This is a genomic window from Pseudomonas sp. Sample_20, assembly GCF_004307585.1.
Taxonomy (GTDB): Bacteria; Pseudomonadota; Gammaproteobacteria; order Pseudomonadales; family Pseudomonadaceae; genus Aquipseudomonas; species Aquipseudomonas atacamensis.
Genome location: NZ_RCOA01000071.1, coordinates 110,801 through 133,150, shown reverse-complemented (window position 1 = coordinate 133,150; position 22,350 = coordinate 110,801). Strand labels below are relative to the sequence as shown.

20 protein-coding genes are annotated in these 22,350 nt (G+C 58.6%); 7 read left to right on the top strand and 13 right to left on the bottom strand.

Going from position 1 to position 22,350, the window contains the following annotated elements; all coding sequences use genetic code 11:
• The 3 genes from D8U70_RS15960 to D8U70_RS15950 form a co-directional block, all read left to right on the top strand.
• The coding region (locus D8U70_RS15960) for an RHS repeat-associated core domain-containing protein (RefSeq protein WP_177433974.1) at nt 1–779 on the top strand (779 nt) is incomplete at its 5' end.
• On the top strand, nt 776–1,162 hold the full coding sequence (locus D8U70_RS15955; protein ID WP_130929273.1) for a hypothetical protein: 387 nt from the start codon (nt 776–778) through the stop codon (nt 1,160–1,162). The genes D8U70_RS15960 and D8U70_RS15955, both read left to right, overlap by 4 nt.
• Nucleotides 1,163–1,272: 110 nt before the next feature.
• Nucleotides 1,273–1,668: a hypothetical protein gene (locus tag D8U70_RS15950; RefSeq protein ID WP_130929272.1), complete on the top strand. Its 396-nt coding sequence runs from the start codon at nt 1,273–1,275 to the stop codon at nt 1,666–1,668.
• Between the two features lie 111 nt (nt 1,669–1,779).
• Here D8U70_RS15950 and D8U70_RS15945 read toward each other — a convergent pair whose 3' ends face one another.
• Nucleotides 1,780–3,561: a bifunctional diguanylate cyclase/phosphodiesterase gene (locus D8U70_RS15945; protein ID WP_130929271.1), complete on the bottom strand. Its 1,782-nt coding sequence runs from the start codon at nt 3,559–3,561 to the stop codon at nt 1,780–1,782.
• 118 nt (nt 3,562–3,679) lie between these two features.
• Entirely contained in the window at nt 3,680–5,764 is a 2,085-nt protein-coding gene (locus D8U70_RS15940) for a carboxy terminal-processing peptidase (RefSeq protein WP_162999827.1), read from the bottom strand.
• 138 nt (nt 5,765–5,902) lie between these two features.
• On the opposite strand from D8U70_RS15940, the gene D8U70_RS15935 reads away from it, so the two are divergent.
• Nucleotides 5,903–6,865 carry a zinc-binding dehydrogenase gene (locus D8U70_RS15935; RefSeq protein ID WP_130929270.1) on the top strand — a complete coding sequence of 321 codons (963 nt, stop codon included), beginning with the start codon at nt 5,903–5,905 and terminating at the stop codon, nt 6,863–6,865.
• A 114-nt stretch (nt 6,866–6,979) separates the two neighbouring features.
• Here D8U70_RS15935 and D8U70_RS15930 read toward each other — a convergent pair whose 3' ends face one another.
• The 6 genes from D8U70_RS15930 to D8U70_RS15900 form a co-directional block, all read right to left on the bottom strand.
• Nucleotides 6,980–7,633: an HAD family hydrolase gene (locus D8U70_RS15930; RefSeq protein WP_073472633.1), complete on the bottom strand. Its 654-nt coding sequence runs from the start codon at nt 7,631–7,633 to the stop codon at nt 6,980–6,982.
• 34 nt (nt 7,634–7,667) lie between these two features.
• Nucleotides 7,668–8,657 carry an ABC transporter ATP-binding protein gene (locus D8U70_RS15925; protein WP_130929269.1) on the bottom strand — a complete coding sequence of 330 codons (990 nt, stop codon included), beginning with the start codon at nt 8,655–8,657 and terminating at the stop codon, nt 7,668–7,670.
• Nucleotides 8,654–9,454 carry an ABC transporter permease gene (locus D8U70_RS15920; protein ID WP_056784005.1) on the bottom strand — a complete coding sequence of 267 codons (801 nt, stop codon included), beginning with the start codon at nt 9,452–9,454 and terminating at the stop codon, nt 8,654–8,656. Before D8U70_RS15920 ends, D8U70_RS15925 begins: the two co-directional genes overlap by 4 nt.
• A complete protein-coding gene (locus tag D8U70_RS15915) occupies nt 9,441–10,277 on the bottom strand; it encodes an ABC transporter permease subunit (RefSeq protein ID WP_160768335.1) in 837 nt (278 codons plus the stop codon). Before D8U70_RS15915 ends, D8U70_RS15920 begins: the two co-directional genes overlap by 14 nt.
• A gap of 5 nt (nt 10,278–10,282) precedes the next feature.
• Complete coding sequence (locus tag D8U70_RS15910) at nt 10,283–11,089, bottom strand: alkaline phosphatase family protein (protein ID WP_130929268.1); 807 nt, start codon at nt 11,087–11,089, stop codon at nt 10,283–10,285.
• Nucleotides 11,090–11,222: 133 nt separating this feature from the next.
• Nucleotides 11,223–12,290 carry an ABC transporter substrate-binding protein gene (locus tag D8U70_RS15900; RefSeq protein ID WP_041479304.1) on the bottom strand — a complete coding sequence of 356 codons (1,068 nt, stop codon included), beginning with the start codon at nt 12,288–12,290 and terminating at the stop codon, nt 11,223–11,225.
• Between the two features lie 349 nt (nt 12,291–12,639).
• Here D8U70_RS15900 and phnR point away from each other — a divergent pair, with 349 nt between their 5' ends.
• Nucleotides 12,640–13,353 (top strand): phosphonate utilization transcriptional regulator PhnR, encoded by a 714-nt coding sequence (gene phnR, locus D8U70_RS15895; RefSeq protein ID WP_016773745.1) that lies wholly within the window; start codon nt 12,640–12,642, stop codon nt 13,351–13,353.
• A 37-nt stretch (nt 13,354–13,390) separates the two neighbouring features.
• Here phnR and D8U70_RS15890 read toward each other — a convergent pair whose 3' ends face one another.
• Entirely contained in the window at nt 13,391–14,725 is a 1,335-nt protein-coding gene (locus tag D8U70_RS15890) for an amidohydrolase (protein WP_110645121.1), read from the bottom strand.
• Between the two features lie 304 nt (nt 14,726–15,029).
• Between D8U70_RS15890 and D8U70_RS15885 the strand changes: the two genes are divergently transcribed.
• Together D8U70_RS15885 and D8U70_RS15880 are read left to right on the top strand one after the other, a co-directional pair.
• Complete coding sequence (locus D8U70_RS15885; RefSeq protein WP_130929267.1) at nt 15,030–16,937, top strand: S-type pyocin domain-containing protein; 1,908 nt, start codon at nt 15,030–15,032, stop codon at nt 16,935–16,937.
• Nucleotides 16,912–17,187 (top strand): bacteriocin immunity protein, encoded by a 276-nt coding sequence (locus tag D8U70_RS15880; RefSeq protein WP_347238403.1) that lies wholly within the window; start codon nt 16,912–16,914, stop codon nt 17,185–17,187. The genes D8U70_RS15885 and D8U70_RS15880 overlap by 26 nt, the downstream gene beginning before the upstream one ends.
• Before the next feature lie 47 nt (nt 17,188–17,234).
• Here D8U70_RS15880 and D8U70_RS15875 read toward each other — a convergent pair whose 3' ends face one another.
• The 4 genes from D8U70_RS15875 to D8U70_RS15865 form a co-directional block, all read right to left on the bottom strand.
• Nucleotides 17,235–19,391 (bottom strand): mechanosensitive ion channel domain-containing protein, encoded by a 2,157-nt coding sequence (locus tag D8U70_RS15875; RefSeq protein ID WP_073472619.1) that lies wholly within the window; start codon nt 19,389–19,391, stop codon nt 17,235–17,237.
• 74 nt (nt 19,392–19,465) lie between these two features.
• Nucleotides 19,466–19,642, bottom strand: a complete 177-nt coding sequence (locus D8U70_RS27750) for a hypothetical protein (protein WP_016773747.1) — start codon at nt 19,640–19,642, stop codon at nt 19,466–19,468.
• Nucleotides 19,643–19,834: 192 nt separating this feature from the next.
• Entirely contained in the window at nt 19,835–21,124 is a 1,290-nt protein-coding gene (locus tag D8U70_RS15870) for a M18 family aminopeptidase (RefSeq protein ID WP_016773748.1), read from the bottom strand.
• 78 nt (nt 21,125–21,202) lie between these two features.
• Nucleotides 21,203–22,297: a hypothetical protein gene (locus D8U70_RS15865; RefSeq protein ID WP_130929266.1), complete on the bottom strand. Its 1,095-nt coding sequence runs from the start codon at nt 22,295–22,297 to the stop codon at nt 21,203–21,205.
• Between the last annotated feature and the right edge of the window lie 53 nt (nt 22,298–22,350).

Here is a 22,350-nt window from a genome sequence, read left to right as displayed (position 1 = left end):
TCTACTACCAACTCGACCACCTCGGCACCCCGCAGGAACTCACCGACTACAGCGGTGAAATCGTCTGGTCCGCGCAATACGACGCCTACGGCAAAGTCGCCGCTGTGACCCTGGCCGGCGAAGACTACCTGGATCAACCGCTGCGCTTTCAGGGGCAGTACTTCGATGTTGAAAGTGGGCTGCACTACAACCGGCATCGGTATTACGACCCGAGGCTTGGGCGGTATCTGACACCGGATCCGGTGAAGCTCGCGGGTGGGTTGAATCAGTACCAGTACGTGCCGAATCCGACGGGGTGGGTTGATCCGTTGGGGTTGAACGGATGCCCGCCAGATGGAGACGGAAAAGGGAATCCAACGGCACCATGCGGGAATGCAAAGGTTGATACCAGAGAACCTCTTCCACCGGATATAGAATGGTCGAGTCCTAGCGTTAAACGAGCTTCTGCGCTGCTGGATCAAGGTGCTAAGGACGTTACTGTTAACAGTCGAGCTGAAGCTGAAGAATTGTTCAGAGGGAAATATTTAGGTCAAGGATATAGGAATGCTGAAGAGTTCAATTCCGTTACCGCCAAAGACTATTTCCAAACGCCCTTTGGGAAAGAATCGTACTATCACTGGGATGACACAGCTGTATCTAATGTTGTGAATCGAAAAGTTTACATGGCAAATCATAGTCCTGACGATCCGCATGCTGTCATGCCTCATCTACAATTGCATCCAAAGGACGGCAAAGTAATCCGAATTTACTGGCCAAACTCATTTGCAGGTCAAAAATGAAACAGCAGAAGAAAATCGCTCGTAGCGTATGGTATGGACTCGAAGGGACGAGCTACGACAATATTGCACAAGAACTTCCGTGCAAAGATCACTCAAGTCGAAAATGGGTCTCAATATATGCTATATACAAATATTCTTTCTCAGGCGATCCGCATCAATATTACGATTTTATTCATAAATCGAAAGGGTTTAGGTTTTCGATTGTAGTGTTTACTTTGGCTATTAAAGAAATTGGCTCCAGCGATGGTATTGATGATCGGGATGTCGTGATATTAAACTTTGTGCCCGTTAATTCTGAGGAGGATATCTATACGGTTTTGGAACGGCTCGCGATCAATCCGGAATTATTCTGCCCCCCATGGCGGTGCGGGTATCCGATTTGATTAGTCCATTGCCACCGCCGGCGCAGAGCACACAACGCGATGTTGATGGAGTCTGTGAACTAACGAATTCACACGAGGGTAATATGGGGCGAGCCTCATCAAACGGAAAAATGAGCATTTACAAAGTGATTTCTAGAAAAGTATGGTGGGGGCTGGAGGCTAGAAATTACACAGAGATAGCCCAAGAGATGCCTTCGCATGATCGTTCGCTTCGGAAATGGGCTGCCATTTATGCTGTGTATCACTTGAATTTTATGGATAGGCACCCAGGAGAACGCTATTACGACTTCCTTGAGGATTCCAAGAGCTCTAAGTTCGTCTTCATTGAGTTCACCGTGCCAGTTCATATTTTGGAAGCCAGAGATAGTTTTGGTGCTAGCGATACCACAATTACAAAACTGAAAAAAATGGAGACGGAGGACGAAATAAATGCCTTTCTTGAATTGAATGGGATTAATCCAGAGTTGTTCGTTCCCCCTTGGGCTTGCGACTATCCGATAGATTGAGAATTAGTCGTGACTACTTACTACCCTTCCGTGTCTTGAAAGAGGAGCATGTGATCGCTAAATTATGATTGTGAACTACATGGAGTTCATGATGCGCTACTGTGCTGGGGTTTAACCAACTAGCTGTGATGGCTGGGCCGGAGGCGCTATAGCATCGAGCAAATACACACTAAACCCCACAACCCCCTTCGCATGATGCTTAGCCTGCGAAGCCATCTCCGCAAGCTGGCTGGCATCAAGCTCTGCACAAGCCTCAGGCCGCAGATGCACCACCCCGATCGATAACGACAACAACGCAAATTCCTGCCGCACACCCTGGCGATTCGGCGCAATAAAACATCCTGCCTCAAGGTGTTCAGGCCGATAGAAGCGGCGGCATTGGTTCTGGAAGTCGTCGAGCAGTTGGTTGAGGCGTTTGCGCCAGTCTTCGGGGCCGAGGACGAGGAGGAAGTCGTCGCCGCCGATGTGGCCGACAAAGTCGCGGGTGGGGTCGATGCGTTCGTTGAGGCATTGGGCGAGGCAGAGCAGGACTTCGTCGCCACGGCCATAGCCGTAGATGTCGTTGAAGGGTTTGAAGCTGTCGATGTCGACGTAGCAGATGATCGACTCGCGGGCCTGTTGCAGCAGGCGGGTGAGGCATTGCTGGATCGGTACGTTGCCCGGGAGCAAGGTGAGGGGATTGGCGTAGCGTGCTTGCTGGATTTTCAGTTCGGTGATCAGTTTCAGCACGTCGATCACCCGGCCGAGGCCGAGGTAACTGCCGTTGAGGGTGATGATGAAGTCTTCTTCGATGCGCTGGCGGGCGCGGCTGGTGATCAGGCGGCTGACTTGCTGCAGCGACTGGCTGATTTCCACGGCGAGGAAATCATCGTTCATCAGGCGGCTGATCGGTTTGCGCGCGAACAGATCGGTGGCAAACGGTTTGAGCAGTGCGTCCGACAGCGAGTGGCGATGGACGATGCCGCAGGGCTGGCCTTGTTCGTCGAGCACGGCGAGCGAATTGAGGTTGGCCTGGCGGCGGAAGGCTTCCAGTACCGTCGCGGTGGGCGTATCGCGTTGCACGGCGGGCTGATCGTTGAGCAGGGCGCTGAGGTCGCTGCCTTCGTCATTCAGCGCGACAGCGCTGCTATCGTGTTTGGGCATCAAGGCGCGAGCGTCGCGGGACGGATGTTCCTGAGGGCGGCCGAGCAGGTAGCCCTGCACCAGGTCGACGCCCATTTCAATCAGCACCGCGAGTTCTTCCGGCAACTCGATCCCCTCGGCAATCACCTGCGCGCGCGAGGCTTTGGCGATTTGCAGAATCGAACCGACAAACTCTCTTTTCAACGCATCCTGATGAATACCGTCGATGAAGTGCCGGTCGATCTTCACGTAATCCGGACGCAATTCCGACCACAGGCGCAGGCTCGAATAGCCTGCGCCCAAGTCGTCCAGCGCAATGGAAAAACCCATCGCCCGATAGTGATGCAGAGCGGTTTGCAGCAACTGAAAGTCATCGATTGGCGTCTGCTCGGTGAGCTCGATGACCACTTGGCTCGGCGCAATGCCCAAGTCCTGCAGCAGTTGCAACGTACGCCCGGGTTGGTGCGCGGCTTCGAGCAAGGATTCTGGCGAGACGTTAAGGAACAGCTTGCCCGGCAGTTGCTGCTCATTGAAGCGGCGACAGGCGCTTTGCCGGCAGGCGATCTCCAGTTCGCTCAATCGGCCAGCCTGTCGCGCCACGGCGAACAGGGCGATCGGCGAGTGAAGAGGGCTGTTGGACGAGCCACGGGTCAGGGCTTCGTAACCGAGAATGCGGCGTTCGGAAAGACAGATGATCGGCTGGAACAAGCTGTGTAAACCGCTTTGAGTCAGGATCGAGCTCAAGGCGCTCAGCTGTTCGGTCGTGGTCATGGCAGTCTCTGGCGATAAAAAAAGGACCGGGAGCGCTTGCTCCCGGTCCTTTATTGCACGACAGAATGATGACTGTTTGATGACGATCCGGGGATCGCCAGCACTAAATTGCCATCACTTACTTCTTGGCCACCTGATTGCTCAGTTTCAGGTAATCCAGCAGCACGCGCCCGGTTTCGCTCAGGTAGGCATCGTCTTCCGGTTTGACCTTGTCCGGCTCGGCAGCGGCCAGTGCGTCTTCGTCTTCTTTCTTCAGCTCTTTGAGCGGTTCTTCGCCTTTGGCCTTGCGACGGATGTTCTCCATCGCCAGTTGCTTGGCGTCGATGTCGGCGTGCTGGGCGCGACGATCAGCTTCGTTGAGACTGACGGTTTTTTCTTCCATCAGTTTCTGCGCCAGGGCCAGCTTGTCGCGGATGAACACGAACTCGGCATCCTTGTTGGTGCGCGCGTCATGTTCGGACTTCAGCTGGGCGAGGAACGGCTTGAACGGATCGGCCGCTGGTTTGATCGCCGCGCGGATGGTGTCCCACGGCATGGCTTCCGGCAGGGCGCTTTCGCCGATTTCCTTGGTGTCGATCAGCGACGGGTAGTCGATGTCCGGCAGCACGCCCTGATGCTGGGTGCTCTGCCCGGAGACACGGTAGAACTTGGCCAGGGTCAGTTTCAGTTCGCCATGGTTCAGCGGCTGAATGGTTTGCACGGTGCCCTTGCCGAAGGTCTGGCCACCGATGATCAGCGCACGGTGGTAGTCCTGCATGGCGCCGGCGAAGATCTCCGAAGCCGAAGCGGACAGACGGTTGACCAGCAGCGCCATCGGGCCTTTGTAGAACGCGCCCGGGTTTTCGTCCTCGAGGACGTCGACACGGCCATCGGCATTACGCACCAGCACGGTCGGACCTTTGTCGATAAACAGGCTGGTCAGTTCGGTGGCTTCCTGCAGGGAGCCGCCGCCGTTGTTGCGCAGGTCGATGACCACGCCGTCGACTTTGTCCTTCTGCAGCTCGGTGAGCAGCTTCTTGACGTCGCGGGTGGTGCTCTTGTAGTCCGGATCGCCGGCACGGAATGCCTTGAAGTCGAGGTAGAAGGCCGGGATCTCGATCACGCCAAGTTTGTAGTCCTTGCCGTCCTGTTTCAGGCTGAGGATCGACTTCTTCACGGCCTGATCTTCGAGCTTCACCGCTTCACGGGTGATCGGCACGATCTTGGTGGTCTGGTCGTTCGGCGCATTGCTCGCCGGAATGACTTCCAGACGCACCACGGTGCCTTTAGGACCGCGAATCAATTTGACCACTTCGTCCAGACGCCAACCGACCACGTCGACCATTTCCTTGTTGCCCTGGGCAACGCCGATGATCTTGTCGGCCGGAGCGACCTGCTTGGTCTTGTCCGCCGGGCCTGCCGGCACCAGACGCACGACCTTCACTTGATCGTTGTCGCTCTGCAACACGGCACCGATGCCCTCGAGGGACAGGCTCATGTTGATGTCGAAGTTTTCCGCGTTATCCGGCGACAGATAGTTGGTGTGCGGGTCGTAGGACATGGCGAAGGTGTTGATGTACGCCTGGAAGATGTCCTCGGCACGGGTCTGGTCGAGGCGCGCCAGTTGATTCTTGTAGCGCTTGGTCAGGGTTTCCTGGATCTGCTTCGGGTCTTTGCCGGCGATCTTCTGGCGCAGCACTTCGTCCTTGACGCGTTTGCGCCACAGGTCGTCGAGTTCTGCGGTGGACTTGAGCCAAGGCGCGTCCTTGCGATCGATCAGCAAGGTCTCCTTGGTGTTGAAGTCCATCTTGTCGACGCCTTTGTTCAGCTCGGCAAGGGCGAAGTCCAGACGCGCCTTGACGCGGTCCAGATAGCGCTTGTAGATGGTGAACCCGGCGTTGAGGTCGCCGCTTTTGAGGAAGTCGTCGAACTGGGTCTTCCACTTGTCGAATTCGGCGATATCGCTGGCCATGAAATAGCTGCGCGACGGGTCGAGCAGCTTGATGTAGCTGTCGTAGATGATCACCGAGCGCGCATCGTCGAGCGGCGGCTTGCTGTAGTGGTGACGCTTGAGCAACTCGACGACGTTCAGGCTGGCGATGACTTCATCGCGATCAGGCTGCAACTTGTCCCAGCTGTTGGCTGCGAATGTGGTGCCCGACACCGGCAACAGGCCGATACCGATGAAAAGAGCGAGGGCGGTGCTGGGGAGCAGATGCTTCATGCTGATTCGACGCGGGGACAATTGATAACGCATATTAGGCCGTCTTTGAAGTCGCCGGTTCTTTGAGAGCCGGTCGCATAATGCAAAAAGCCCGGCGCTACAGCTTCGGGCTCAGTCCAGACTCACTATGGAGGCAGTGTGAAGGCATTGCAAGGCGTTGAAGGTCAAGTGGCATGGGTTGAAGAGCCGAGTCTTACCTGCGATGTAGGACAAGTCCGCATCCGGGTGGCGGCAGCCGGCCTCAATCGCGCCGATTTATTACAGAAAGCAGGGCTTTATCCGCCGCCACCCGGGGTCAGCCAAGTGCTTGGTCTTGAGTGCTCCGGGGTGATCAGCGAGGTCGGCGCGGGCTCGTCCTGGCAAGTCGGTGACCGGGTCTGCGCCTTGCTGGCCGGGGGCGGCATGGCCGAAGAGGTGGTCGTCGACGGACGGCACGTGCTGCCGGTGCCCGAAGGTGTTTCGCTGATCGAGGCGGCGGCATTGCCCGAGGTGTACGCCACCGTCTGGCTGAATGTGTTTCAACTTGCAGCGTTGAAGCCCGGTGAGAAAATTCTCCTGCACGCCGGCGCAAGTGGAATCGGTTCAGCCGCCATTCAGCTGTGCAAAGCCTTCGGCAACCCGTGCTGGGTCAGCGTCGGTTCCGCCGAACGCCTGGCTTACTGCGAAGCGTTGGGTGCGCAGGGCGGCGTGGTGCGCACCGATGAAATTGAAAGCCTCCGCGACTTCGGGCCGTTCGATGTGATTCTCGACCCGGTGGGCGGCAATTATGCGGCGCTGAACCTCAAGCTGATGGCGCTGGACGGACGTTGGGTGCTGATCGGTTTGATGGGCGGGCGCGAGGCGAAACTGGATCTGGCGCAGGTGTTGGCCAAGCGTGTGCAACTGCTCGGCTCGACGTTGCGCAGCCGTAGCGATCAATTCAAGGCCGATCTGCTCAGTGATCTGGGCCAGCATGTGTGGCCGCTGTTTGCCGAGGGCCGCTTGCGTCCGCAATTGGCCAAAGCGTTTGCGGTGAAGGATGCCGAAGCAGCGTTTGCCGAACTGGCGAGCAATACGGTGGCGGGCAAGTTGGTGTTGGTGATTGACGACAGTCTTAGCTGACACAACAGGTTCCTGTAGGAGTGAGCCTGCTCGCGATGGCGGCGTGTCAGCCAACATCAATGTTGACTGGAACACCGCCATTGCGAGCAGGCTCACTCCTGCATTAAATCTTCGTCATTTCCAGAGATGGATCGGCCAGCCGGCCTTTTCGGCGTGCTCAAGCAGCACCGGATCCGGATTGACCACATGCGGGAAGTCCACCTTAAGCAACAACGGCAGATCGTTGCGCGAATCGGAATAGAAACTCGCGCCCTCGAGGTTTTCTTCTTCGGCGTCCAGCCATTCCAGCAGGCGAGTGATCTTGCCTTCGCGGTAGGTCAACGTGCCCACGGTATGGCCGCTGTAAACGCCGTGCGCGACTTCCAGTTCAATCCCTAGAATCTCGTCGATGCCGAGTCGATCGGCAATCGGTCTGACCAGGTGCGTGCCCGACGCCGAGATCACCAGAATCCGGTCGCCGGCTTTGCGGTGCGCGGCGATGGTTTTGGTCGCGTCGCTGAAGATGATCGGTTCGATAAAGTCTTCAACCCACGGCCCGACCAGGTGCTCGACTTCTTCTGGCGTACGGCCGATCAGCGGTTCGAGGCTGAACGCCATGTAATCTTCCATGCGTAATTTGCCATGGCTGTAGGCGTCCATCAGTTCGTTGTTCTTGCGCATGAACGACTCGGGATCGACCCAGCCCAGGCGCCCCATCTGCTCGCTCCAGAGGGTGGCGCAGTCGCCGTGGATCAACGTTTCGTCCAGATCAAAAATTGCCAGGGCCATCAGTGCAGTTCTCTCTTCAACGTCAGCAAAGTCATCAGGCTACCTCACACAGCGCCGTCGGATCGATGGAAAGTGCCAGGCGCTGTCCGTCGGGATGCAGATCGGCGGCGGAGCGGTTGAGCACATCCACCACCAGTTCCACGCCGCGCGCTTCGACGCGATAGCGAATGACGTTGCCGAGCAGGCTGTGGCTGCGGATCTGCGCGTCGAGTTCGCCGTCGAGGCTCAATTCGATGGCTTCCGGGCGGATGGCGATGCGGTGGTTGATCGGCCGTTGCAACAGCTTCGACGCAGCCTCGGCGTCGAGCAGGTTGTAGTTGCCGATGAAGCCGGCGGCGAATACATCGACCGGCGCGGTGTAGAGGGTTTCGGCGTCGCCGCTCTGGACGATCTTTCCCTGATTCATCAGGAAAATCCGGTCCGACATGGTCAGCGCTTCTTCCTGATCGTGGGTGACGAAGATCGTGGTCAGGCCGAGTTCGCGCTGGATCTGACGGATCTGTTCGCGCAAGTGCTTGCGAATCCGAGCATCGAGCGCCGACAGCGGCTCATCCAGCAGCAACAAGCGTGGGCGGGTCACCAGCGACCGGGCGAGGGCGACACGTTGGCACTGCCCACCTGACAGTTGATGCGGATAGCGGCTGGCGAAGTCGTGCAGTTCAACCAGTTTCAACACTTCAGAGACGCGCTTGTGGCTGTCATCGGCGTTGACCTTTTGCATGCGCAGGCCGAAGGCGACGTTCTGTTCGACGGTCATGTTGGGGAATAGCGCGTAGCTTTGAAAGACCATACCGATGCCACGTTTCTGTGGGCTCAACGGCACGAGGTCGACACCGTCGAGGAGGATCTTGCCGCCATCCACCGGGGTCAGCCCGGCGATGCAGCGCAGCAAAGTCGACTTGCCGCAACCGGACGGGCCGAGCAGGGTGACGAACTCGCCTTTGTTGATTTCGCAATCGATGTCGCTGAACACCGTGGTGCCGGCATAACTTTTCTGCAGGTGTTGGACGCTGACGTAGCTCATTCGCTTTTGTCCTTGTTCAAGATGTTGGCGATCCAGGTCAGGACCAGCACGAAAAAGAAATACGAAATGACCAGCGCACTGGTGAAGTGGCCGCTGCTGTTGCGCATGTTGTTCAGGTACACCTGCAGGGTTTCGTAGCGGGTGCCGACGAGGATGTTGGCGAACACGAACTCTCCGAAGAGGAACGAGAAAGACAGTAGCAGCGCCACCATCAGGCCTTTGCGCAGATTCGGCAGCACCACCAGAAACGCCGCTTGAAAAGTGCTGGCGCCAAGCAGTTGCGCGGCGTCCATCAGGTCGCGCAGGTTGATCGCTTGCAGGTTGTTGGTGATCGCGCGGTACATGAAAGGCAGCGCCACGGTGAAGTAGCAGCCGATCAGAATCCATGGCGTACCGACCATCGCCATCGGCCCGGAACCGTAGAGCTGCAACAGCCCCACCGAGGACACCACCGGCGGTACCGCGAAGGGCAGCAGGATGAGGATGTTCATCAGCGCATCGAGTTTCGGAAAGTAGTAATGCACGACAAACAGCAGCGGCAGGATCAGCACCACCGATAACACCAGCGCGCCGACGCAGACGATCAGCGACTGCCCGAATGCGTGGAGAAAGCGCGGATCGCTCCACAGCTGGATGTACCACTTGAAGGTGAAGCCGCTGGGCAGAATCGTTGCCGACCAACTGCTGGCGATCGAATAGACCAGCGTGCCCAGCAGCGGCAACAGCAGAATGGCGAACAGCAGATAGACCACGACGCGGTGGTAGACGCCGGCCGGGCCGGATTCAGCGCGAGACATGGTAGCTCCTCTTCAACAGCAATTGATGCACGACGGTGACGATGGTCATCAGCGCCACGAGCACCACGGCCAGCGCGCTGGCCAGGTTCGGATCAAGGGAAATGTCGCCGGAGACCATCGCCGCAATACGGATCGGCAGAACGTTGAAGTTGCCGGTGGTCAGCGCGTAGACGGTGGCGTAAGCGCCGAGGGCGTTGGCCAGCAGGATGACGAATGTACCGAGCAACGCCGGGGTCAGCACCGGCAGGCCGATGTGCCGCCAGAACTGCCAGCCGTTGGCGCCGAGCAGTGCGGCGGACTCGCGCCAGTCTTCACGCAGAGCGTCGAAAGCCGGATAGAGCAGCAGCACGCCGAGGGGAATCTGGAAGTAGGTGTAGAGGATGATCAGGCCGGTTTTCGAGTACAGGTTGAAGTCCTGAATGATCCCCGACTGCTTGAGCATGATGGTGATGCTGCCGTTGAAACCGAGCAGGATGATGAAGGCGAACGCCAGCGGCACGCCGGCAAAATTGCTGGTCATGTTGGCGAAGGCATTCACGAAGTTGCGCAGCTTCGAGTCGACGCGGCGTAGTGAATACGCACCCAGCACGGCGATGATGATGCCGAATACGCTCGACCAGAAACTGATCTCCAGGCTGTACTGGATCGCCTGCCGATAGAACTTCGAACCGAAGATCCTGCTGAAGTTGGCCAGGCCCCAGCCGGACTCTTCCGATTGCAGGCTGTTGATCATCACCCAGACCAGCGGGGCGATTTCGAAGACGATAAAGAACAGCGCGAAGGGCACCAGACACAGCGCCGCGAGCCATTTGCCGCGATTCATGGCATTCACTTGAGCAGCTCCCGGCACACAGGTTTGTCGTGGGGCACGCCGAGCAGCTCGCAAACCGTGCCGCAGAGCTCGGTCTGCTTCGGTGTGACATCAGGGTTGAGGCTGAACGCCTCGCCGAGGACGAACAGCGGCACCTGACGTTCTTCCGCCAGCAGGCCGTTGTGCGAGCGATCGTTGTTCATGCCGTGGTCGGCGGTCACCAATACCTGATAACCAGCGTCGAGCCAGCTTTGCAGATAGTCGGCGAGGATGACGTCAGCCGAGCGCGCGCTGTTGCGGTATTGCGAGCTGTCGAGGCCGTGCTTGTGTCCGGCGTCGTCGATATTCATCGGGTGGATCAGGAGGAAATCCGGCGCATGACGCAGGCGCAGGTTCTCCGCGTCGGCGAACAGGTGCGAATCCGGATAATGGTCGTTCCAGTAGAAATGCCCGTGCTGGATCGGCAGCGTCGGATCGTCGGTGTGGCGGTCGCGCGCGGCCACGAACGGTGAGCGGTTATACAACTCGCTGACCCAGTGATACGCCGCAGCGGCGGTTTTCAATCCGGCATCGCGGGCGTAGTGATAGATGCTGCGCTGGTTGGACAAGCGCGAGACATTGTTGTGGACGATGCCGCTGCCGATCGGTGGCACGCCGGTGAGAATACATTCGTAAAGCGGTCGGGACAGGGCCGGCAGTTCGCACTCCAGTTGATAGAGCGCCGCGCGTCCTGCGCCAACATAAGCCTGCAGATGCCCCATGGCGTGACACGCAACCTCGTAGTTGAGGCCGTCGAGCACGACAAGGATGACGTTGTGCTTCATAGGGGCAAGAACTCCGAAAACAAATCTGGAACCAATCTGTGTAGGAGCTGCCGGAGGCTGCGATCTTTTGATGTTGCTTTTAAAGGGCAAGATCAAAAGATCGCAGCCTTCGGCAGCTCCTACAGATGAAGGATTACTTCATCTCTACGATGACTTCTTCGTTCCACTGCTGCGGCAGGGCTTTGGAGGTCTTCTCCCATGCATCGGCGTCCTTGACCGGCGTGACGTTTTTGTATTGCTCGTTCGGCAGCAGTTTGGCTTTCACGTCTTCCGGCAGTTGCAGGTGTTCGGCGCGGATCGGCCGGGCGTTGCCGCGGGCGAGGTTGGTCTGGCCGGCGTCGCTGAAGATGTATTCGCGCGTCAGCTTGGCGGCATTGGGGTTTTTCGCGTACTTGTTGATGATCGTGGTGTAGCCGGAAATCACCGAGCCGTCGGATGGAATCAGCACTACGTAATCATCCGGGTTGGCCATCTTGGCTTTGTAGCTCAGGCCATTGAAGTCCCAGACCACGCCGACTTCAATCTCGCCTTTTTCCATAGTGGCGATGGTCGGGTTGGCCATCGACAGACGACCCTGTTTGGCGAGGTCGGCGAACAACAGCAGTGCAGGCTTGATGTTTTTCTCGTCACCGCCATTGGCCAGTGCGGCAGCGAGGACACCGTTGGCGGCCTGGGCAGCAGTGCTCACGTCGCCGATGGAGACTTTGTATTTACCGGTTTTCAGGTCAGCCCATTTGGTCGGCACGTCGGAGCCGTTCAGCAGCTTCTTGTTGACGATGAAGGCGATGGTGCCGGTGTAGGCCAGTGCCCAGTTGCCGTCCTTGTCCTTGGCCCAGTCCGGAATCTGATCCCAAGTGCTTGGCTTGTACGGTTGCACCACGCCTTGCTTGACCGCGATCGGGCCGAAGGCAGCACCGACGTCGCCGATATCGGCGGTGGCGTTGTCTTTTTCAGCGGCGAACTTGGCGATTTCCTGAGCCGAACTCATATCGGTGTCGATGTGTTTCAAGCCGTAATTCGCAGCCAGATCATCCCAGGTGCCTTTCCAGTTGGCCCAGTTGTCGGGCATGCCGACGCTATTGACGGCGCCTTCCGCTTTCGCAGCGGCTTCGAGGGTTTTCAGATCGGTGTCGGCCGCCATGGCGGCGCTGCACATTGCAATGGTCGAGCCTAACAGTGTTGCCAGGAAAAGCTGTTTCATTCCGAAGCTCCTTGGTCGTGTTCAACGCTGCGATTGCGGTTGGGTTGGTCTAGGTCAGCAATACCTGAGCCAATTTAGGCGGGCTGGATGACATTTTGATGTCGATGGCCTTGTGGCTGATCTTTTCTCCGCCCGGGATTGGCCGTTGCCAAACAAGCGTAGACCATGACGCAGACCCGATACGCAAGGGACTTGGCCGATGTATTGCAAGCCGTGAAAACGACCGTTGGGTAGTTTTGTCATCTGTCGGTCATCTGCACTGCCTAGGCTTGCAACACACGAAAGCGCTCTGAGCAGCGCCCGGATTTGCCCTGAAACAGTGCTGGTCTAGTCCAGATAGGTAACGTTGATGCGCGATGAGGCAACGAAAGCGGTGACAGCGATTGGCCAAGTGTTGCAGGAGCAAATCGATCACGGTTTGCTGGCGGCCGGGAGCAAGTTGCCCGCTGAACGCAAGCTGAGCGAGCTGTTCGGGACGACGCGGATCACTGTGCGTGAAGCGCTGTTGCAGCTTGAGGCACAGGGGCAGATTTACCGTGAGGAGCGGCGTGGCTGGTTCGTGTCGCCGCCGCGTCTGGCTTATAACCTCATGCAGCGCAGTCACTTCCACGCCATGGTCAGTGCGCAGGGGCGCGAACCTTCGACCGAGGTGATTTCGGCGCGGTTGCAGCCGGCTTCGGCGGCGGTGTGTGCGTGGTTGCAGTTGCCGGCGTTGTCGAGCGTGATTCAGATTTGCCGCTCGCGGCGCATTGATGGGCGACTGGTGTTGTATGTGGAGCACTATCTGAATCCGCAGTTTTTTCCGGGGATCCTCGAGTTTGATTTGAATCAGTCGATCACCGAGTTGTATGCGCGGCATTTCGATTTGCACTATGGGCGGGTGCGGTTTGAGATTGTGCCTACGTCTTTATCTGTCGATGCGGCGGCGGCTTTGCGGGTGTCGGTGGGGAGTCCGGGATTGAGGATTGCTCGGGTCAATTATGATCAGCATGGGCGGCTGATTGATTGTGATCTGGAGTTTTGGCGGCATGATGCGATTCACGTAGGGGTTGATGTGGTTTGATCTTCTGGTCGCTGCGCTCCCACAGTCACCTCCCTCTCTACTTGCCCACCGCGGCATTCCCATACAGATAATCCGTCGCCAACGACGCCAGTGTCCTCACCCCAACCACCAGCGCCGACTCATCCACAAAGAACCCCGGATTGTGATTCGGCGCGGCTTTGCTCATGTCCTGGTCCCGCGGGGTCACTCCAAGAAACACAAACAGTCCCGGCGCTTCCTTGGCGAAGAACGAGAAATCTTCCGCCCCACCCACCAGCGGTCCCTGCACCACATCATCCTTGGCCGCCCACTTCAATGTCGGCAGCATTTTCTCGGTTAGTGCAGGGTTGTTAATCGTCGGGTCGTATTTTTCGATGATGGTGACGTCGGCTTTGGCGCCGCCGCTTTCGGCGATTTTCTCGATGGTCTGGCGTACGTCGCTGTGCAGTTTCTGGCGGATGCCGTAGTCGTAGGAGCGGATGGTGCCGGTCATGTCGAGTGATTCGGGGATGATGTTGTAGCGGGTGCCGCCGTTGATGGTGCCGATGCTGACCACCGACGGGTAAGAGGAAATGTCGGTGCGGCGGCTGACCACGGTCTGCAGGCCGACGATGGTTTGCGCGCCGACGGTGATCGGATCGATGCCGTCCCAGGGGCGGCCGGCGTGGGTTTGTTTGCCGTGGATCTTGATGCGCAGGTCGTCGGAGCTGGCCAGGGTCGGGCCGGGGCGGTAGGCGATCTGGCCGGCGGGGACGCCGGCCCAGACGTGCAGCCCGAACACCGCGTCTGGTTTCGGCGATTTCATTACGCCTTCCTCGACCATCATCTTAGCGCCCCAGGTGTTTTTGCCGTCGGGAATGAAGTCGCTCGGGCCTTCCTCGGCGGGCTGGAAGTAGAACACCACGGTGCCGGGCAGGGTGTCGCGCATGCCCGTCAGAATTTTCGCTGCGCTGAGCAGGATTGCGGTGTGGGCGTCGTGGCCGCAGGCGTGCATGACGTCGACTTCCTTGTCGAGATACGTGCCTTTGGCTTTCGAAGCGAACGGCAAATCGGAGACTTCCTTGACCGGCAGCGCGTCCATGTCGGCGCGCAGGGCCACGGTCGGGCCGGGCAGGGCGCCTTTCAGCACGGCTACTACGCCGGTGCGGGCGACGCCGGTTTTCACTTCCAGGCCCATGGCTTGCAGCTGTTTGGCGACCAGTTCAGCGGTGCGTTTTTCGGTGTTGCCGAGCTCCGGATGAGCGTGAAGGTCGCGGCGGGTTTCCAGCAGCTCCGGTTCGAGCTTCTGCGCCTGCTCGGCGATGCGCGTGCGGGCGCTGTCCATCGTCGCGGCACTGGCGTGGCTGGCGACCAGGGTGAGCAAAAGGGTCTGGGCAATGCGCGTCAGTTGCATGGGTTTCTCCTTGATTATTGTTGTGGGCTTCCTTGCCTGTGACAAAGGCTTTGCACGCAAGTGCGATCGGGTCCGGAAAACGCTATGCGCTCCGACAGATTTACGTTTGAGCATAAGTTATCAGCGAAAACTCCTACCGCTTTATCAGTTCCGTCCGGCGTGACAGATAAAACGCGGGCGATAACCATGTACCGCACCGCACAACATCTATTTCCATAAATTTCTCCAGGTACCGGTCACGTTATTGGCTGTTTGAGGGTGACGGGTCAGTGCGACAAAACTATTGTCCATGGAGGACTTATAAATGCAGCGTAATGGAATAACGCTTCCGCCGATTGTTGTGCGTCCGGATAAACAAGATGAATATTTACATTATTTAGGTGCAGGGGATGGCTCGGGACCAGGCATTAACTTTGCGCCGTTGGGTGAAATACTCGATATGGAAAGTATCTACAAAGATACTTCCAGAAATATTGCTCAAGTCATCGAACATGAACTGGCAGAAGTGCGGGCAGCAGGCGACCAAAGTGTCTTGCCGCCTTTGGATGCGCTGGCGCGGGAGATGCGATTCAGGGAGTCGCTGACGACACGAAAATTCAATGCGTTTTTCGTGGCGAGAGACGTTGCCATTCAACGTTTCAGTCATGCCCAAATTGAAACGTTTTTTAACGGTGGCCGGTTACCGCAGGTAAATCGGCGAGGCAGTAGTGTCAGCGTTCGGCAGGCCTATAGCGCCTTGTTCAATGCCAAGTTGTTGGTCGAAGGCATCAACTTGTTGAACAGCCAGTCGGCCACGGTCAAGGGCATGATTGCCGTGGTGCAAGCGCAGGAAGCCGAGCGGATCGCTCAGGAGCAGGCGCGGTTGGCGGCGGAACACGCCAGGCAGGTTGCACAGGAACAGGCCCGCGTTGCTCAGGAGCAAGCGCGGCGGCTGGCGGAGGAGCTGGCGCGGCAGGCCGCCGCCGATGAAATCAGGCGGCTCGAAGAGGAACAGGCCCGTTTGGCGGCTGAGGCACTAGAGCGCAAGCGTGCCGAGGAACAGGCAGCGCTTGAGGCTGAGGCCGAAGCACGCAGGGTTGCTGAGGAAAAGCGCCGGCAGGACACCTCCGGTGGGCACAGTAGCCTTTTGCGCTTTCAGGGCAATACCAGCCACGCCCAACTGGTATTTGCGACGTCCGCTGGTGCGGTCGCGATTGCCGACAACCTGATGGCGGGTTTTGCCGCCTCGATTCGCTCGGCGGTGGCCGGTTTATCGGGGCTGGCTGCTGGCACGGCGTCCGGGCTGATGGTGGGGGTGAGTGCGTTTGTCTACTCCCCGGTGTTGGGCAATGGGGAATTGCCTGAACGCTTTCTGCTCAGCCTCCCACTGGCAGATCTGCTGCCCGGTCAACTGCCTGATCTGGACAGGCTGGCAAGCGAAAGGGCACGACTGAATCTGCCGGTGCGTTTGAGCGCCCGGCCGCTGACGGGCTCTCTCGCCGAACTGCTTGTCGTTCCGGTAGCGGGGACAAAACGGCCTTCCGGCGTTCGCGTGGTTGCAGCTGGTTTCAACGCAGGGAACAACACTTACAGCGCGACGCTCACTGACATCCCGCCGACAACCGCGGTCTGGACTCCCGCAGTAACGCCGGCAGACAGTTCAACGCTGTTCCCCATCGAGAATCCGGCCCCACCGCGATATATCGGCGGCAACCTCGTGCCGATTGAAGGACGGATCGACGCTTACCCAGGGCGGGGCAACATTCGTTTCGACGACTTCATTCTGGTCTTCCCGTCGGAATCGGGCCTGCCACCGCAGTACGTCATGTTCCGGGATCGACGCAATGATCCAGGGGTGGCGAGTGGTCATGGAGCGCCGGTTGCGGGTGGATGGCTAGGGGCTGCTGCGCAGGGTGATGGGGCGCCAATCCCATCGCACATTGCTGATCAGTTACGGGGTCGTCAGTTCAACAGTTTCAGAGCATTCAGAGAAACATTCTGGAAAGCTGTTTTCAATGACGAAAAACTGGCTGACTTATTTAATGAAACAAGTTTGAACGAAATGAAAAAGGGCAAAGCCCCGATAGTTAGAATGAACGATTCAGCAGGAGCAAGAGTGAAATACGAACTGCATCATAAGGTCGGCTTGGCCGAGGGAGGGGATTTATATAATGCTGACAACATAAATATCGTTACCCCGAAGGCGCATGTTGAAATTCATAAAGGGCTTTGATATGAGATCGATACAGGATATGAGAGAGGAAGATTTTCTCGAGTTTGTCAGGAAAATACATGATTCCGGGTTTACTACAGAAAAGCAGCAAATTGCTGCCATTCTTGAGTTCTGCCGGCTAGTTGAACATCCATCTGGTTACGATTTGATTTACTACCCAGAGGAAGGTAAGGATGGGCCTGAAAATGTTGTCTTGGAGGTAAAAAACTGGCGTTCCGCTAATGGCAAACCTGGTTTCAAGGCCAGATAAAGCTAGCCCCCTATTGGTATTACCTGCCAATAGGGGGCCATCTCTGTTCAGCTTTCCTTTTTGATTTCCACCCCAGGCGTAATCACCTGCACACTCATCCGCGGCGTCGCCAGATCCAGCCCCGCCTCATCCAGTTGCCGCTTCAGCGAAAGGTTGAACGCCCGGGAAACCTCCCACTGCTTGATCGGCGCAGTCTTGAACCGTGCGCGCAAAATCGCGCTGCCGGACTCGAAACTTTCCACACCCTGAATCTCCAGCGGCGACCAGATGTTACGGCGTTGTAGCGGATCGCTGCGCATCTTCTGGCCTACGTCGCGCATCAGTTTGATCGCGTCGTCGATTTCCATGTTGTACGGCACAGCGACGCGGAAGATGGCGTAGCCGAATTCCCGCGAGTAGTTCTTGATGCTTTTGATTTCGCTGAACGGGATGGTGTGGACGATGCCGTCGATGTCGCGCAGGCGTACGGTACGGATGGTCAGGCCTTCGACGGTGCCGAGGTGGCCGCCAACGTCGACGTAGTCGTCGATGGCCAGCGAGTCTTCGATGATGATGAACAGGCCGGTGATCAAGTCGGCGACCAGCGACTGCGCGCCGAAGCCGATGGCCAGACCGATCACGCCGGCACCGGCCAGCAGCGGTGTGACGTTCATGCCCATGTTCGCCAACGCGACGATCAGCGCGATGATGAAAATCGCCACGAACAGCACGTTGCGGATCAGCGGCATCATCGTCTGCGCCCGTGCATTCGCCAGGCCTTTGCGCGAGCGGGTGAGGGCGTGGTGCACGGCGGTGTCGGCGAGGATCCAGATCAGCCAGGAGAAAATCAGCGTGCCGATCAGGCTGAACAGTTTGACGCTGATGTCATGGCCATCGCCTTCGGCGAACGCGATCAGCGAATGGCCCCAGACGCGCAGGCCCAGTTCGATGAAGATCAGCCACACCAGCAAATGCGTCAGGGTGTAGAAGAAGTTTTTCAGTCGCTCCGAATACAGCGCATGGCGTTTCGGCCCGCGTTGCGGTTTCAGCGAATGGCGGCGCACGAGGCCGTTGATAACCATGCACAACACCAGCAGCACCGTGCAGATCAGCGACTGCCGCAGCGCGGTGCTGGTGTCGCCGGCGGAGACAAACGTGGCGAACAGCGAGATGCCGACCAGCACCAGTGCCGGCACGTACCAGAAGGTGCCGAGGATTTCGATGGTGTCGCTGAGGGCGCGGCGGGTCAGGCGCCGCGACAGCGGTTGGTTGCGGATCAGGTGTGCGATCGGTCGGCGGAATCGCAGGATGAACAGGCCGGTCGACAGCGCCGCGAGCACATTGGCAGTGGTCGCGGCGGTGTGCGCCAGATGCACGCCCAGGCTCTCGACCAGACGCGGATCACTCAGCGCTTCACCAAACGCGGCGAAGCTGCCGATCAGCCACAGCGGCCGAAACGCCTGATGACGCAGAATGTACAGCGCGCGATGGCGGTGCGGGCCATCGAGCAGGGAGAAGGCGATCACGCAGATCGCCGAAAAACAGGTGCCGACCACCAAGGCATAGGCCAGCACCATCGCCAGGCTTTTGCCCAGTGACGACGGCAGCACGTAGCTCATGTACACCGTCATCACCAATGCGATCAGCCACGGCCCGAGCTTGCGCAGGGCAAAGCGCAGCATGTCGAGGGCCTTGGGGTGTTGCGGCAGTTCTTCGGTGAGGCCGAAGCGCAGACGCACGCGGTGGCTGAGCCAGATCAGCGCGGCGGCGAGCAGACTCCAGACCATCAGGATCACCGCGAAACCGAAGATGATCGGCAGCCATTCATTGGCCGGCAGCAGCTTGCTGGTCAGTTCGTCCTTGGCCAGATCGAATTCGTTGGACCAGCGGGTAATCGGGCTGTCGGCGCCGGAAAACTGTTTTTCGAAGCTGGCGAGGGTGCCGCCGATCAGGCCCAGCACGCCTTCTTCGGGGGTGGTCTGAGCTTTCTTCGTGGCGTCGCGCAGCTTCTTCAGATCACTGAGCAGCTGCGCGCGTTGCTTGTCGTTTTCCAGCGACTTGATCACTTCGTCCAGGGACTGGCCGAGGGGTTCCACGGCTTCAGGCTGCGGTTTGGAAGTGTTGAGCAGGCCGGGCAGACCGACTGCCTGGGCGGGCGCCAGCGGCAGCAGCGTCATCAGGCAGACAAGCAGCAGACCGGGCAAAGCAAAAAGACGAGCAAACACCAGAAGACAACCTCGCGATAGGCGGATGCGCTGGAGTGTACGAGGCCCCTTGGCGCAATGCGAGCCGGGCGCGGTCATTCGTTGAGTTTGGCGAGGATCTTGTAGACCACCGTGGCGAGGATCATCAGCATGCCGATCCACATGGCGAACACCCCGGCGTTCTTGTCGCGGAAGTTGAAGCCGATGGCCAGCAGGATCATTCCGCTGAGGATGGGAATGAGCATGGCGTGGAAGGAGGACATCGAGATCATGAAGACTGCCTTGTCTGTAGAGGATTCTTGCAGTCTAGGCGGGTTTTCGAGGCAGGGTGTGATGTGGCTCAGGAATGCATCAGGCCGAGAGGATTCTGCTGTCTGCACAGGCGCTTTCGCGAGCAGGCTCGCTCCCACAGGTGAATGGCATTCCATTGTGGGAGCGAGCCTGCTCGCGAAGCTTTTCAGCCTTTATGGCAATTCACGACTGGCATAAAACGCGCTGAGCACTTTGACCAGATGCGCCAGGTCATGGCTGCCGCACAGTTCGCGAATCGAGTGCATGGCAAAGGTCGGCAGACCGATGTCGACGGTGCGCACACCCAGATGGCTGGCGGTGATCGGGCCAATGGTCGATCCGCAGCCCATGTCGCTGCGCACCACGAAGCTTTGCACCGGGACTTCTTCGGCCATGCACAGATGGCGGAAAAAGCCGGCGGTTTCGCTGTTGGTGGCGTAGCGCTGGTTGCTGTTGACCTTGATCACCGGGCCGGCGTTGAGTTTCGGGCCATGGTTGGCATCGTGCTTGTCCGCGTAGTTGGGATGCACGCCGTGGGCGTTGTCGGCCGACACCAGCAGGGATTTCTGAATGGTGCGCACGAACTCGTCGCCTTCCGGCAACAGGCGGCGCAGGGTTTGTTCGAGCATCGGGCCGTCGGCACCGCACGCCGAGCAGGAGCCGACTTCTTCGTGGTCGTTACAGACCAGCACGCAGGTTTCGTCGGTTTCGGCGGTGAGCAACGCTTGCAGGCCGGCGTAGCAGGACAGCAGGTTGTCCAGACGCGCACCGGCAATGAAATCGCCGTTCAGGCCGATCACCGCCGCGCTTTGCGTGTCGTAGAAACTCAGCTCGTAATCGAGGACGACGTCGGCATTCAAGCCGTGTTCGCGGGCCAGTTGATCAGTGAGCACGGCGCGGAAATCGACGCGCTCGTCACCGGCGAATTGCGCCAGGATCGGCGGTAGTTCGGTCTGCGCGTTGATCGCCCAGCCCTGGTTGGCTTCACGGTTGAGGTGAATGGCCAGGTTGGGAATGATCGCGATCGGTGCCTTGAAGTCGATCAACTGGCTCTCGACCTTGCCGTCACGGCGGAAGGTCACGCGGCCGGCGAGCGACAGATCGCGGTCGAACCATGGCGCCAGCAGCGCGCCGCCGTAGACTTCGACGCCCAGTTGCCAGAAGCCCTGACGTTGCAGTTCCGGTTGCGGCTTGACCCGCAGGCACGGGCTGTCGGTGTGAGCGCCGACCAGACGGATACCGTCGTGCAGTGGCGAGTTGCGGCCCATTTTGATCGCGACGATCGAGGAGTCGTTACGGGTGACGTAATAGCGGCCGTTGGCCTCGGTGGACCATGGCTCGCGCTCGTCGAGGCGCACATAACCGGCGGCCTCCAGACGCTGAACGAGGCTGGCGGTGGCGTGGAACGGGGTAGGGGAGGCCTTGAGAAAGTCGATCAGGCCCTGGTTCAACTCTGCGCGCATAAGAAACTCCAGACAGCAATGGGCGGCAGTTTAACGCATCACTCGGCGCCATTGGGCAAGTGGTTTGCGCAAGCACGCTCAGGAGTGCTGATCGATGCGCTTGCGCAGGTAGGCGATGATGGCTTGTTGATCATCCTTTCTGGCGGGTTTCGGCAGGTGCTTCGGCCAGCCCTTGCCGCTGCCGAAGAAGGCCTTTTGCGCAACGCTGTCCCAACGCAGGATTTCCCGCGACGCCGATTCCCACCATTCGTGACGGCAGATCTCGTAATACGGGTGGGCAGGTGCAGCACTGCCGAACAGCAATGCCCGGCCGACTTTCTTCATGCCGCCGCGCTTTTTGCGCAGCTTCCACTTGATGCGCAGGCGCTGCCAGGTCGAGGGGACGGGCTTGCTGCGCGGAACCTCGGTGCACAGCGCTGGCAGTTCGGGGTGGAAAGCCTCGCCATGGCGGGCGAAAAAGTGTTTCTGCATGGCGTGGAAGAAGTTTTTGTCGGCGAAGTAGTGATAGACGAATTTCTTCGCTTCCTGGATCGGTTGGTCGCGCATGGCGAACGACAGTGCAATCTGTTCGATCGTATGGATGTCGAACGAACCCTGCGTCCACTCATCGATCAGCCGGATCGATTTCTCCAGCAGCGCTGCATCGCCATCGGTGACGCCGCACAAGCCGCTATTGTAGAGCTTGAAGCTGTTCGTCGACGAGATGCCGTGGACTTGCAGGCAGCGCGCGAGTTTTTCGTAGTCTGCCCGGTTACAGACGTAACTCCAGTCGTATTCGAAGCGGTCCATCACGTAACGCCCGGGCGTGATCATGCTGAACAGCCGGTGCGGCGAACCGAGAAACAACGTGTCGGTGTCGACAAACAGGGTTTTTTCGGCAAGCGTCAGGCCCAGTGCAATGGCGCACGCTTTGCGGCGGTGGTGGTAGCCGTTCTCGCCCTGCCACTGGATCAGGGTCTGCTCGCTCAAAGGGACGGTATCGACCGGCCAGCCGGCATAGTCCTGCGGACGATCGGTCAGGACTCGGATGCACAATGATTCACCTGGCTGCAGCTGTGCAAGGGCGGTGAGGATGCTGAATTTCGCCTCGCGCCGATAAACGTCTTTGTCGCCATAGATCAGGTAGAGCAGCTGGTGCGGTACTTTTTCCAGGGGGGGGAAGGCTTCGCGCATAAGCGGCTCCGTACGGCGGGGGGCGCGAGTCTACCGTATTGCTCCGCTGATTT

What these genes read in the sequence shown, in the direction of transcription:
- D8U70_RS15865 (WP_130929266.1), bottom strand. Translation starts at nt 22,297, where the DNA reads ATGCGCGAAGCCTTCCCCCCCCTGGAAAAAGTACCGCACCAGCTGCTC.
- D8U70_RS15880 (WP_347238403.1), top strand. Translation starts at nt 16,912, where the DNA reads ATGTTGAAATTCATAAAGGGCTTTGATATGAGATCGATACAGGATATG.
- D8U70_RS15930 (WP_073472633.1), bottom strand. Translation starts at nt 7,633, where the DNA reads ATGGCCCTGGCAATTTTTGATCTGGACGAAACGTTGATCCACGGCGAC.
- D8U70_RS15890 (WP_110645121.1), bottom strand. Translation starts at nt 14,725, where the DNA reads ATGCAACTGACGCGCATTGCCCAGACCCTTTTGCTCACCCTGGTCGCC.
- D8U70_RS15900 (WP_041479304.1), bottom strand. Translation starts at nt 12,290, where the DNA reads ATGAAACAGCTTTTCCTGGCAACACTGTTAGGCTCGACCATTGCAATG.
- D8U70_RS15940 (WP_162999827.1), bottom strand. Translation starts at nt 5,764, where the DNA reads ATGAAGCATCTGCTCCCCAGCACCGCCCTCGCTCTTTTCATCGGTATC.
- D8U70_RS15920 (WP_056784005.1), bottom strand. Translation starts at nt 9,454, where the DNA reads ATGTCTCGCGCTGAATCCGGCCCGGCCGGCGTCTACCACCGCGTCGTG.
- D8U70_RS15915 (WP_160768335.1), bottom strand. Translation starts at nt 10,277, where the DNA reads ATGAATCGCGGCAAATGGCTCGCGGCGCTGTGTCTGGTGCCCTTCGCG.
- phnR (WP_016773745.1), top strand. Translation starts at nt 12,640, where the DNA reads ATGCGCGATGAGGCAACGAAAGCGGTGACAGCGATTGGCCAAGTGTTG.
- D8U70_RS15945 (WP_130929271.1), bottom strand. Translation starts at nt 3,561, where the DNA reads ATGACCACGACCGAACAGCTGAGCGCCTTGAGCTCGATCCTGACTCAA.
- D8U70_RS15925 (WP_130929269.1), bottom strand. Translation starts at nt 8,657, where the DNA reads ATGAGCTACGTCAGCGTCCAACACCTGCAGAAAAGTTATGCCGGCACC.
- D8U70_RS15950 (WP_130929272.1), top strand. Translation starts at nt 1,273, where the DNA reads ATGAGCATTTACAAAGTGATTTCTAGAAAAGTATGGTGGGGGCTGGAG.
- D8U70_RS15870 (WP_016773748.1), bottom strand. Translation starts at nt 21,124, where the DNA reads ATGCGCGCAGAGTTGAACCAGGGCCTGATCGACTTTCTCAAGGCCTCC.
- D8U70_RS27750 (WP_016773747.1), bottom strand. Translation starts at nt 19,642, where the DNA reads ATGATCTCGATGTCCTCCTTCCACGCCATGCTCATTCCCATCCTCAGC.
- D8U70_RS15910 (WP_130929268.1), bottom strand. Translation starts at nt 11,089, where the DNA reads ATGAAGCACAACGTCATCCTTGTCGTGCTCGACGGCCTCAACTACGAG.
- D8U70_RS15955 (WP_130929273.1), top strand. Translation starts at nt 776, where the DNA reads ATGAAACAGCAGAAGAAAATCGCTCGTAGCGTATGGTATGGACTCGAA.
- D8U70_RS15885 (WP_130929267.1), top strand. Translation starts at nt 15,030, where the DNA reads ATGCAGCGTAATGGAATAACGCTTCCGCCGATTGTTGTGCGTCCGGAT.